Origin of the sequence: Caulobacter sp. KR2-114, assembly GCF_049446115.1 — a bacterium.
In the GTDB taxonomy this organism is placed as follows: Bacteria; Pseudomonadota; Alphaproteobacteria; order Caulobacterales; family Caulobacteraceae; genus Acaudatibacter.
Window position 1 is genome coordinate 876,809 of the sequence record NZ_JBMSEC010000002.1, and the last position, 11,297, is coordinate 888,105.

Annotated in this window: 8 protein-coding genes; 5 read left to right on the forward strand and 3 right to left on the reverse strand. The window is 70.4% G+C overall.

Features of this window, described 5'->3' with window-relative positions; all coding sequences use genetic code 11:
- Positions 1-48 precede the first annotated feature (48 nt).
- Positions 49-2,472: a penicillin-binding protein 1A gene (locus ACO2Q3_RS10380; protein WP_423306493.1), complete on the reverse strand. Its 2,424-nt coding sequence runs from the start codon at positions 2,470-2,472 to the stop codon at positions 49-51.
- A gap of 118 nt (positions 2,473-2,590) precedes the next feature.
- Positions 2,591-3,829, reverse strand: a complete 1,239-nt coding sequence (locus ACO2Q3_RS10385) for an N-acetylmuramoyl-L-alanine amidase family protein (RefSeq protein WP_423306494.1) — start codon at positions 3,827-3,829, stop codon at positions 2,591-2,593.
- 465 nt (positions 3,830-4,294) lie between these two features.
- Here ACO2Q3_RS10385 and ACO2Q3_RS10390 point away from each other — a divergent pair, with 465 nt between their 5' ends.
- The 5 genes from ACO2Q3_RS10390 to ACO2Q3_RS10410 all read left to right on the forward strand — a co-directional run bounded on the left by ACO2Q3_RS10390 (position 4,295) and on the right by ACO2Q3_RS10410 (position 10,556).
- Entirely contained in the window at positions 4,295-6,913 is a 2,619-nt protein-coding gene (locus tag ACO2Q3_RS10390) for an Rne/Rng family ribonuclease (RefSeq protein ID WP_423306495.1), read from the forward strand.
- 48 nt (positions 6,914-6,961) lie between these two features.
- Positions 6,962-8,356: a M48 family metalloprotease gene (locus tag ACO2Q3_RS10395; protein WP_423306496.1), complete on the forward strand. Its 1,395-nt coding sequence runs from the start codon at positions 6,962-6,964 to the stop codon at positions 8,354-8,356.
- The gene (locus ACO2Q3_RS10400; protein WP_423306497.1) at positions 8,353-9,120 is read left to right on the forward strand and encodes a DsbA family protein; all 768 of its coding nucleotides are present in this window, start codon (positions 8,353-8,355) and stop codon (positions 9,118-9,120) included. Before ACO2Q3_RS10395 ends, ACO2Q3_RS10400 begins: the two co-directional genes overlap by 4 nt.
- A 108-nt stretch (positions 9,121-9,228) precedes the next feature.
- Entirely contained in the window at positions 9,229-10,206 is a 978-nt protein-coding gene (ppk2, locus tag ACO2Q3_RS10405) for a polyphosphate kinase 2 (RefSeq protein ID WP_423306498.1), read from the forward strand.
- 71 nt (positions 10,207-10,277) lie between these two features.
- On the forward strand, positions 10,278-10,556 hold the full coding sequence (locus tag ACO2Q3_RS10410) for a DUF2277 domain-containing protein (RefSeq protein ID WP_423306499.1): 279 nt from the start codon (positions 10,278-10,280) through the stop codon (positions 10,554-10,556).
- A 270-nt stretch (positions 10,557-10,826) separates the two neighbouring features.
- Here the strand turns inward: ACO2Q3_RS10410 and ACO2Q3_RS10415 are convergent, their stop codons facing one another.
- The gene (locus ACO2Q3_RS10415) at positions 10,827-11,291 is read right to left on the reverse strand and encodes a nitrate reductase associated protein (RefSeq protein WP_423306500.1); all 465 of its coding nucleotides are present in this window, start codon (positions 11,289-11,291) and stop codon (positions 10,827-10,829) included.
- Between the last annotated feature and the right edge of the window lie 6 nt (positions 11,292-11,297).

An 11,297-nucleotide genomic window follows, 5' to 3' on the forward strand; every position in this document is an offset into this window, starting at 1 on the left:
CGCGGGATACCCCGGCGGCGCCGACAAGACAATCAACTCGCGAGCGGCTCAGTAGAGCCCGTTCATCTCGTCCGACGTCTTCGGCGGGCGATTGGCCTTGGGCGGATGGGTGTCCTTGCCGCCGGCGGGCGTGTTGGACGAGCCGGGCGAGAGCGGGGTGATCGCCACCGAGGCGTCGCCGCCCTGGATCGGCAGGCCGGTGGTCGCGGTGCGCGCGGCCGGCTCTGTGCCCGGACGGAAGGCCTCGCGGTTGGGCCCGACCATGGCGAACTTGGTGTTGGGCGGCGCCTTGAAGTCGAGCGCCGGCATGGTCTTGGTGGCTTCCTGCATGAACTCGATGAAGATCGGCAGGGCGGCCACGGCGCCGGTCTCGCCGCTGCCCAGCGAGCGGTTGTCGTCGAAGCCGATATAGGTGGCCACCACCATCTGCGGCGAGAAGCCCATGAACCAGGCGCTGCGGAAGTCGTTGGTGGTGCCGGTCTTGCCGCCGATCGGCCGGCCCAGCACCCGGGCGGCGGCGCCCGTGCCATGCTGCACCACGCCCTCGAGCATCAGCTCGATCTGGTAGGCGGTGATCGGGTCGATCAGCTGGTCGCCGGTGCGCGGGATCGACGGGGCGAAGTCGCCGTTGAAGCCGGCGCTGCAGGCCCGGCAGTCGCGGGTGTCAGCCTTGACCACCACCTTGCCGTCGCGATCCTCGACCTCTTCCAGCAGGTGCGGCGTCACCTTGCGCCCGCCGTTGAGGAAGCTGGAATAGCCGGTGGCCATGCGGAACGGCGTCGTTTCGCCGGCGCCCAGGGCCATGGCCAGCACCGGGTCCATCTTGTCGACGATGCCGAACCGGCGGGCGGTGTCGGCGATCTTGGGCATGCCCACCTGCATGGCGATGCGCACCGTCATGGTGTTGCGCGACAGCTCCAGGCCCCGGCGGAACACCACCGGGCCGAGGTAGTCGTGCTCGTAGTTCTCCGGGCTCCACTGCTGGCCGTTGGCGCCGGGCAGCGAGATCGGCCCGTCGACGACGATGCTGGCCGGCGTGAACTGGCCGCTCTCCAGCGCCGTGGCGTAGACGAACGGCTTGAACGAGGAGCCGGGCTGGCGATAGGCCTGGGTGGCTCGGTTGAAGCTCTGCAGCGAGAAGCTGTAGCCGCCGACCATGGCCAGCACCCGGCCCGACTGCGGCTCCATGGCCACCAGGGCGCCGTTCACCGCCGGCACCTGGCGCAGGTGGAAGCCGCCCTTGTCGGCCGGTTCGACGAACACCAGGTCACCCGCTGACAGGCCCTTGCCGGCCCGCTCCCAGGCGACGTCCGCGGGGATCAGCTCGCCGGCCAGGCCGTCGACCGTCTCGACCTTCACCGAACCGCCGGTGGCGGTGACGGCGGCGATGCGCCAGTTGCGCCGCTCGGCGGGCGCGCGGGCCCCGCGCCCCTGGGGCGCGGCGTTGGAGGCGGCGATGGCCGCCTTCTGCCAGCCTGGAGCGACCTGGCTGAGATGGGCCCAGGCTCCGCGCCAGCCATGCCGGCGGTCGTAGGTCTCCAGCCCGTCCTGCAGGGCGATGCGGGCGGCCGTCTGCAGGCGCGGATCCAGGGTGGTGCGAATGTAATATCCGCCTTCGGTCAGGTCCTTGACCTGCGGCGTGGTGGTGCGCTGCACCCAGTCGACGAAATAGTCGGCGTCGCGGTACTTGGCCCGCGCCGGCGCGCTCTCGACCTTCAGGTCCTCGCGCATCGCGGCCTCGCCCTCGGCCTTGGACACCCAGCCCAGGTCGATCATGTCGCGCAGGATGAAGTTGCGCCGGCGGATCGCCGCGGCCTTCTGCTTGATCGGGTGGTAGTTGTCGGGCCCCTTGGGCAGGGCCGCCAGGTAGGCGCACTGCGCCAGGCTGAGGTCCTGCAGCGACTTGCCGAAATAGTTGTAGGCCGCCGCGCCGACGCCGTACGAGCGATAGCCCAGCCAGATCTCGTTCAGATACAGCTCCAGGATCTGTTCCTTGGAGAGGGTCTGTTCCAGCTGGGTGGCGAGGATCGCCTCCTTCATCTTGCGCCCGACGCTGACCTCGTTGTTCAGCAGCACGTTCTTGGCCACCTGCTGGGTGATCGTCGACCCGCCTTCGGGCCGCTTGCCCTGGGCCAGGTTGAAGACGTCCTTGATCATGGCGCGCGAGAGCCCGCCGACGTCGACGCCGCCGTGGCGGAAGAAGTTGTGGTCCTCGGCCGCCAGGAACGCCAGGTACACCTTCGGCGGGATCTGGTCGTACGGCACATAGATGCGCCGTTCCTTGGAATATTCGCCGATCAGGGTGCCGTCCCAGGCGTAGACCCGGGTGGCGGTGGGCGGGTGGTAGTCGGCCAGGTCCGAGGCGTTCGGCATGCCGTGGAACAGGATCGCCGCATAGATCGCCGCCGACACCGCGGCCACGCCGGTCGCCACCAGCAGTCCCGCGGCGACCAAGCCGATCGAACGACCCATAACTCTCAAGACCGGGCGCCTCCGCCGGCGGACACGCCCGCCGCGCGGCAAGGTCTAGACGGCTTCGATGCGGGGGAAAAGAGGATCGGCGGTCGCGGGGGGAGCCGCCGTCCCTTCCCTAGCGCGAAGCCAGCTTGGTCTGGCCGCTGAAATAGGCGTCGATGGCCGAGGCCACGCCATCCATCAGGCGGGCGCGCTGGTCGGCGTCCACCAGCCGGGACTCGTCGTCCGGATTGGTGATGAAGCCCATCTCCAGCAGGGCCGCCGGCACGTCGGGCGCCAGCAGCACGAAATAGCCGGCGTCGCGGTGGGTGCGCGGCAGGATGTCGACCCGGTCGCTGATGCGGTCGACCACCAGGCCGGCGAACACCGCCGAGCGGTTGCGCGTGGAGCGCTGGGTCAGGTCCAGCAGGATCTGGCCGACGGCCGGGTCGCCGGCGCGGTTGCCGGTGCGCACGAACCAGTCGTTGCGGTCGATCACCTTGCCCACCCGCTCGCCGCCGCGGTCCGACAGGGTATAGACGCTGGCCCCGTGGGCGCCGGCGTTGTCGCCCGCGGAATCGGCGTGCAGCGAGATGAACAGGTCGGCGCCGGCCTTGCGGGCGATCTGCACCCGGGTCTCCAGCGGCACATAGACGTCGGCGTCGCGGGTCATCACCACCTGATAGCGGCCGGTCTTCTCCAGGCGCGCCTTCAGCGCCTTGGCCGCGGCCAGGGTGATGTCCTTCTCGTTGTTGTGGCTGCTCTGGGCGCCGGGATCGTGCCCGCCGTGACCGGCGTCGATCACCACCACCTTCTTCAGCGACAGGCCGCCGGTCGAGGGGGGCAGCAGGTCCTGCAGCCCGTCCTCCACCGCGGCCATCGCCGTGGCCTGGGACATGGCCGGCGTGGCCTTGGGCGCCTTTACCGGCGTCGCCACCGGGGCCGGGCCGCCGGTCGCCACGTCGATCACGTAGCGGTAGTTGGTCACCCCGTCGCCGGGCGGCAGCAGGAAGCGCCGCTTGACCTGGGCGCCGGGCGCCACCTCGAGGGCGAGGCGCGCGCCGCCGCCGCCGTTGTCGACGGTCCAGGCCTTGACCAGGCCCTGGCCCTTGCCCTGCAGCACGCCCTTGGCGCTGACGTTGGGCAGGCTGACCACCAGGCGGGTCGGCGCATCATCGTCGCGGGCCACGCGGGCGGAAATCGAGCGGTCCAGATCCACCACGATGCGGGTCTCGGCCGCATCGCCGCCGAACCGCACGCGCAGCACGGCGCCCCCCTGGGACGCGCCCTCGCCGGAGGCCACCGCCGCCGCCGCGCCGCCGGCCAGCAGGAAGGCGAAGGCCGCCAGCAGGCGCCGCCACCCCAGACCCGCCAAGGCCGAACCCAAACGCCGCAACGCCATCCCCCCGATTGGAGCACCGCACACCAGGGGGCACTATCGTCGCCGGCGCGTAGCCAAAGGGTTAAGCAGGCTTCAATCCGACTCGCGGCCCGGGGGCCCCTCCCGGGCCGCCTCGCCCCGCGCGCGCATGCCGTGCTTTCAATTGTGGGATTGTTCTTCTACATTGCTTCCGCGCATGCGCCGTCTTCGGACTTCAGCGACCTTGCGCGGCCCGCGCGGGGTCTAGCGCCCTCTGGCGCAAGCGCATCAGCCGATCCGCGCTGTCTGAGCGCGACTTTGGAATTTTGAAACCAATGGGCAGCGCCGCCTACGCCCCGGAACAGACCCCGATCGCCCTCTCCGCGCCCCATGGCCGGACGGCGGACGGCGTTCTGCGCGCGCGCCCCTGCAGCCGGCGCCCGGACCCAGAGTCCTGGAGGCGCCCCGGAGATATCCTTTATGTCGAAGAGAATGTTGATCGACGCCGCCCACGCAGAAGAAACGCGGGTGGTCGTCCTGGACGGAAGCCGGGTTGAGGAGTTCGACTTCGAGAGCCGCGCGAAGAAACAGCTTCGCGGCAACATCTACCTGGCCAAGGTCACCCGCGTAGAGCCCAGCCTGCAGGCGGCCTTCGTGGAATACGGCGGCAACCGCCACGGCTTCCTGGCCTTCAACGAGATCCACCCCGACTACTACCAGATCCCGCACGCCGACCGCGAAGCGCTGATGCGCGAGCTGGACGAGGACGACGACGACGATCACCTGCCCACCGCTTCCGGCGACGGTGAGGAAGCCGAGAACGTGGGCGGCGAGGACGACGACGACGAGGTCGACGAGGCGCAGGCGCGCCTGCGCCGGCGCATGATGCGCCGCTACAAGATCCAGGAAGTGATCAAGCGCCGGCAGATCATGCTGGTGCAGGTCGTCAAGGAAGAGCGCGGCAACAAGGGCGCGGCGCTGACCACCTACCTGTCGCTGGCCGGCCGCTACGGCGTGCTGATGCCCAACACCGATCGCGGCGGCGGCATCAGCCGCAAGATCACCGCGGTCACCGACCGCAAGCGCCTGCGCACCATCGTCCAGGACCTGAAGGTGCCCAAGGGCATGGGCCTGATCGTGCGCACGGCGGGCGCCAAGCGCACCAAGGCCGAGATCAAGCGCGACTACGAGTACCTGATGCGGGCCTGGGAGAACATCCGCGACACCACCCTGCACTCGGTGGCCCCGGCCCTGATCTACGAGGAAGAGGACCTGGTGAAGCGGGCGATCCGCGACCTGTTCGACAAGGACATCGAGGGGGTCTGGGTCGAGGGCGAGGCCGGCTATCGCGAGGCGCGCGACTTCATGCGCATGCTGATGCCCTCGCAGGCCAAGAAGATTCAGGCCTACCGCGAGCCGGTGCCGCTGTTCGTGCGCCACCGCGTGGAAGACCACCTCAGCCAGATCTATTCGCCGGTCGTGCCGCTGAAGTCCGGCGGCTACCTGGTGATCAACCAGACCGAGGCGCTGGTCGCCGTCGACGTCAACTCGGGCCGCTCCACGCGTGAGCGCAACATCGAGGCGACGGCGCTGAAGACCAACATGGAGGCGGCGGAGGAGGCCGCCCGGCAGCTGCGCCTGCGCGACCTGGCCGGCCTGATCGTCATCGACTTCATCGACATGGACGAGGCGAAGAACAACCGCGCCGTCGAGAAGAAGCTGAAGGACTGCCTGAAGGACGACCGCGCCCGGGTACAGATGGGCAAGATCTCCGGCTTCGGCCTGATGGAGATCAGCCGCCAGCGCCGCCGCACGGGCATCCTGGAAGGCACGACGCAAGTCTGCCCGCACTGCCAGGGCGCCGGCCGGGTGCGCTCGGTGGAATCCAGCGCCCTGTCGGCGCTGCGCGCGGTGGAGATGGAAGCCCTGCGGGGCGGCGGCGAGCTGTCGATCCGCGTGCCGCGCGAGGTGGCGCTGTACATCCTCAACCACAAGCGTGAGGACCTGATCCGCATCCTGCAGACCCACGGCCTGCAGGTGAACGTGGTGATCGACGACGCCCTGGCGCACGCCGACCACGAGCTGGACCGCCTGTCGAGCACCCCGTTCGAGCCGGTGCAGGCCTGGGCGCCGCCCGCCCCGCCCGCCGAGCCGACCGCTGACGACCTGGAAGACGAGGCGTTCGAGGACGAGGACGAAGAGGTCGAGGACGAGGAGGAGGAGGAAGAGGTCTCCACCGCCGCGCGATCGGATGAAGAGGACGAGGACGACGGCGAATCGGCCTCCGGCAGCGACGATGGCGAACGCCGCCGCGGACGCGGCCGTCGCCGCCGGCGCGGTCGCCGTGGCGACGAGCCGCGCGAGGCCGCCGCGGCCCCTGCCCCGGTCGAGCGCCGCCCCGCGGCCAGCGAGGACGAGGAAAGCGAATCCGAACGCCGCCGCCGCCGGCGCGGCCGGCGAGGCGGTCGCCGCGCCCGCGAGGAAGGCGGCGCACGCCCGCAGGACACCTACGGCTGGTCGTGGCCGGCGCGCCTGGTCGGCGACGATCCCTACCAGTGGCGCGGCCCCGTCGAGCCCGGCCCGCGTCCCGCCCCGGCCGTCGCTCCGGCCCGCGCCGAGGCGGTCCAGCCTGCCCCGGCGTCCCTCGCTCCCGCCGCCACCGCCCCGGCGCCCGCCCCCGAGGCGGCCGAGCCGGTGGCCCTGGCCGGGTCGCCGCAGCCTGAGGTCGATGACGTCTGGGTGGAACTGCCGGCCCCTGAAGAGGTGGCGGAAAAGCCCAAGCGCGTTCGCGCCAGCCGCGGCCGCGGTCGCGGCAAGGCGGTCGCCGAGGACGCCGTGACCGAGGCCGTCGCCGAAGCCGCGCCGGAACCGGCCGTGGCGGAGGCGGTCGCCGAGCCGGCTGCCGCCCCCGTCGCCGAAGCGCCGGTGGCGGAGGCTGCGGTCGCGGAAGAGCCGGTGGTGCTGACCCCGGCGCCCGAGCCCGTGGTGGCGACTCCGGTCGCCATCGCCGAGCCGCCGGCGCCGGCCGAGCCCGACCCCGCGGAGATCACCACGCCGGCGGCGCAGCCCCGTCGCGGGTGGTGGCGCCGCGGCGCGTGAGGCCCTAAGTTCGGGCAAACGTGGCCGGGGGGCGTACGGAGTCTTGATGTGATCGGAACGCCCCTCCGCCGCCTGCGCGTCGCCGTCGGCCTGCTGGCCACGGTGAGCGCCCTGGCGTTCGCCCCGGTCCCGGTGGCGGCGCAGGAGGACGGCGGGGTGTCGATCATCCGCGACACCGAGATCGAGGCCATCCTGCGCCAGGACTGCGACCCGATCTTCGTCGCGGCGGGCCTGACGCCGCAGAACGTGCAGATCCACATCGTCGGCGACAAGGAGCTGAACGCCTTCTCGGCGGCGGGCCAGCAGGTGTTCCTCAACACCGGCCTGATCATCGAGACCAAGTCGCCGAACCAGCTGATCGGCGTCATCGCGCACGAGACCGGCCACATCGCCGGCGGCCACATCGCCCGCTCCGGCGAGATGGGGCGCTCGGGCATCGCCCCGCTGATCCTGGGCATGGGGCTGGGCATCCTGGCGGCCATCGCCGGGGCGCCGGACGCCGCGGCGGGTCTGATCTATTCCTCGTCATATTTCGCCCAGCTGTCCGTGCTGGGCTATTCGCGGGTCCAGGAATCGGCCGCCGACCAGGCGGCGGTGACCTATCTGGAGAAGAGCGGCCAGTCGGGCGAAGGTCTGGTCGAATTCTTCAACAATTTCCGATACCAGGAAGTGTTTTCCGACGAGAAGAAGTACCCCTTCTTCCGCGACCACCCCTTGAGCGACGACCGCATCGAGGCCCTGACCGCGCGGGTCACCGCCCAGCCGCACTTCCACGCCGTCGACAGCCCCGAGGCCATCGCCCGCCACGAGATCATGAAGGCCAAGCTGGAGGCCTTCCTCAACGCGCCGCAGCAGACCTTCGTGGAATATCCGGAATCGAACACCTCGTTCCCGGCCCGCTACGCCCGCGCCATCGCCTATTACAAGGAACTGGAGACCGACAAGGCGATCCGCGCCATCGACGCCCTGATCGCCGAGCACCCCAACAATCCCTACCTCTGGGAGCTGAAGGGGCAGGTCTATTTCGAGGCGGGCCGGCCCAAGGACGCCGAGCCGGCGCACCGCCGCTCGGTGGAGCTGAAACCCGACGCGCCGCTGCTGCGCATCAACCTGGGCCAGACCCTGGTGGCCACCGAGGACAAGACCAAGCTCGACGAGGCGATCAGCGAGATCAACCGCGCCCTGACCGAGGAGCCGGACAACGCCCTGGGCTGGCGGCTGCTGTCTGAGGCGTACGACGCCAAGGGCGAGGCCGGCCGCGCCCGGCTGGCGGCGGCGGAGCAAAACTTCTATCTCGGGCAGATGAAGGACGCGCGGGTGTTCGCGCTGCGCGCCCGCGACCTGCTGAAAAAGGATACGCCCGAATGGCGTCGCGCCACGGACATCGTGCTGGCCTCCAAGCCCTCGCCGCAGGAGCTGCAGGAGATCAATCACCCCGGATGAGGCCCCTGGTGAGCCCCCTGCGCTGGACGGCGCTCGCGCTGGCCGGCGCCGCCGCCCTGGCCCTGGGCGCCTGCCAGAAGACCGACGATGCGGCCTTCGGGGCCAAGGTGCGCGCCTATCTGCTGGCGCACCCCGAGGTGCTGCGCGAAGCGGCCCAGAAGCTGGACGAACAGGACCAGGCCAAGGCCACCGCCCAGGCGCGCGAGGCGCTGGCGAAGGCGGCGGTGAGACTGCCGCAGTTCCGCCAGCAGCTGGAGCACGATCCCGCCGACTTCGTGGCCAATCCGAACGGCAAGATCACCGTCACCGAGTTCTACGACTACCGCTGCCCGCACTGCGTCAACGCCGCCCCGCGGGTGATGGCGATGATCAAGGCCAATCCGGACGTGCGCTTCGTGTTCAAGGAGCAGCCGATCTTCGGCGACCTGTCGGAGCGCGCCGCGCGCGCCGCCCTGGCGGTGAAGAAGGACGGCGGCGACTATGTCGGGGCCTATGCGGCGATGATGGCCGCGCACGGCGCGCTGGACGCGGACGTGATCGACAAGATCGCCGTCGCCCACGGCGCCAAGGCCGCCACCCTGCAGTCCGCCGCCTTCCAGCAGGAGGCCAACGCCCACCTGGCCGCCACCGACCAGCTGTTCCGCCAGCTGGGGATGGGCGGCACGCCCTCGTTCGTGATCGGCGACGAGGTGGTCCCGGGGGAGGACGTCGACGCGGTGCTGCAGGCGGTCAACCAGCAGCGCACCCGCCTGGCCGGGACCTGACCGCCACCGCGCCGCGGCGCTGTCATCCAAACTTCACGGGACCCTCTGCGCCCGCCGTCGGATAAGGCGGCGACGCCCCGCCCTTGCGCCGACCAGCAGGAGCCACCCGTGACCGCCGCCCCCCAGGACCTCGACGCCGCTTTCACCGAGCGCGCTCCCGATGAAGACGGCGACGCCGACTACGCCCAGCGCGTGCTGGCCGAGCAGGCCGACAGTTTCGACGAGGAGTTCGAGCTGGCCCTGGTCGATGATGGCGACGACCACCTGGTCAGGCTGCTGGACCAGCTGCACGATCCGGCAGACCCCGGCGCGATGACCGAGCGCCACCGCTATTTCAAGGAGCTGCTGCGCCTGCAGACCGAGCTGGTGAAGCTGCAGGACTGGGTGGTGCGCCAGAAGCTGAAGGTGGTGGTGCTGTTCGAGGGCCGCGACGCCGCCGGCAAGGGCGGGGTGATCAAGCGCATCACCCAGCGGCTGAACCCCAGGGTCTGCCGCGTGGTCGCCCTGCCCGCCCCCAACGAGCGCGAGCGCACCCAGTGGTACTTCCAACGCTACGCGCCGCACCTGCCGGGCGCCGGCGAAATCGTGCTGTTCGATCGCAGCTGGTACAACCGCGCCGGCGTCGAGCGGGTGATGGGCTTCTGCAGCGAAGAGGACGTGCAGGAGTTCTTCAACTCGGTCCCCGAGTTCGAACGCATGCTGGTCCGCTCCGGCATCGTGCTGATCAAGTACTGGTTCTCGATCACCGACGACGAGCAGGCCTTCCGCTTCGAGATGCGCAACGTCGATCCGCTGAAGCAATGGAAGCTCAGCCCCATGGACCTGGAGTCGCGCCGCCGCTGGGAGGCCTACACCCACGCCAAGGAAGAGATGCTGGCCCGCACCCACATCCCCGAAGCGCGCTGGTGGGTGGTCGAGGCGGTGAACAAGAAACGCGCCCGGCTGAACTGCATCAGCCACCTGCTGGGCCAGTTCGACTACCAGGCCGTCGAGCACCCGCCGATCGTGCTGCCCGAACGCGCCCACAGCCCGGACTATGTGCGCCACCCGGTGCCGCCGGAGCTGTTCGTGCCGTCGGTGTATTGAGGCGCGCACAGGGGCCTCTGGCCGCCCGTCGCCGTTCGCGCCATGATCGGGCCCTTCCGGGAGCGCCCGCCATGTGCCGCAACATCAAGACCCTGTTCAACTTCGAGCCGCCGGCCACCGACGACGAGATCCGCGCCGCGGCGCTGCAGTTCGTGCGCAAGCTGAGCGGCTTCAACACCCCGTCGAGGAGCAACCAGGCGGCGTTCGACCAGGGGGTCGAGGCGGTCTACCGCGCCGCGCGAGACCTGCTGCAGCAGCTGGAGACCAACGCCAGCCCGCGCGACCGCGAGGTGGAGGCGCAGAAGGCCCGGCAACGCTCGGCCGAGCGGTTCGCCAAGGTCGGGGCTTAAAGCCTCCCTCCTCTGGTGGCCAGCAGGTCCACACATCCCACGCCTTGCAGGCATGCCCGGTCCTTCTCCCCTTGCGGGAGAAGGTGGCCCGCGCAGCGGGCCGGATGAGGGGTTGGTGATCCTTCGAGACTAGCTTGCAAAGGCTTGGCGCGGCGCCAACCTGAAACGCCGCGTCCACCCCTCATCCGTCTTGCTACGCAAGACACCTTCTCCCGCAAGGGGAGAAGGGAGTTGTGAACTCGCGAGCCCCTTATGGGGAGGGATGTACCATCACGATACCAGACCGAACTCGCGCATGGCCGGGACGAAGTTGACGTTGTCGTGGTTGTCGCGCGACAGCTTCAGCAGCACGAACCGCTGCAGGTCGGTGAGCCCGGCCCAGACGGTGTCGGAGGGCGGCGCGACGCCCGCCTGCCGCGCGAAGCCGATCACCTGATCGGGGGTGCGCGCCATGGCCTGCCAGGCGACGGTCACGCCGGGCGGCAGGTCCCTGGCCGTCTCGCCGCTGCGTTCGGCCACCAGCGCCTGGAGGGCGGCGCGATACGCCCCGACCTCGGCGGGGGTGGCGCAGGGGGCCATCAGCCGCTCGAACCGGTCCTCCGGCGTCAGCCGGCTCCACTGGCGCAGGGTCAGCTTCACCCCGGCGAGGTCCAGCTTGAAGCGCACCGCCATCGGCACGCAGCGCAGGGTGTCGACGAAGTCAGCCTCGAAGGCGAACAGATCGGTCTCGTTCATGCGCGC

What these genes read in the sequence shown, in the direction of transcription:
- ACO2Q3_RS10380 (WP_423306493.1), bottom strand. Translation starts at nt 2,472, where the DNA reads ATGGGTCGTTCGATCGGCTTGGTCGCCGCGGGACTGCTGGTGGCGACC.
- ACO2Q3_RS10390 (WP_423306495.1), top strand. Translation starts at nt 4,295, where the DNA reads ATGTCGAAGAGAATGTTGATCGACGCCGCCCACGCAGAAGAAACGCGG.
- ACO2Q3_RS10400 (WP_423306497.1), top strand. Translation starts at nt 8,353, where the DNA reads ATGAGGCCCCTGGTGAGCCCCCTGCGCTGGACGGCGCTCGCGCTGGCC.
- ACO2Q3_RS10410 (WP_423306499.1), top strand. Translation starts at nt 10,278, where the DNA reads ATGTGCCGCAACATCAAGACCCTGTTCAACTTCGAGCCGCCGGCCACC.
- ACO2Q3_RS10415 (WP_423306500.1), bottom strand. Translation starts at nt 11,291, where the DNA reads ATGAACGAGACCGATCTGTTCGCCTTCGAGGCTGACTTCGTCGACACC.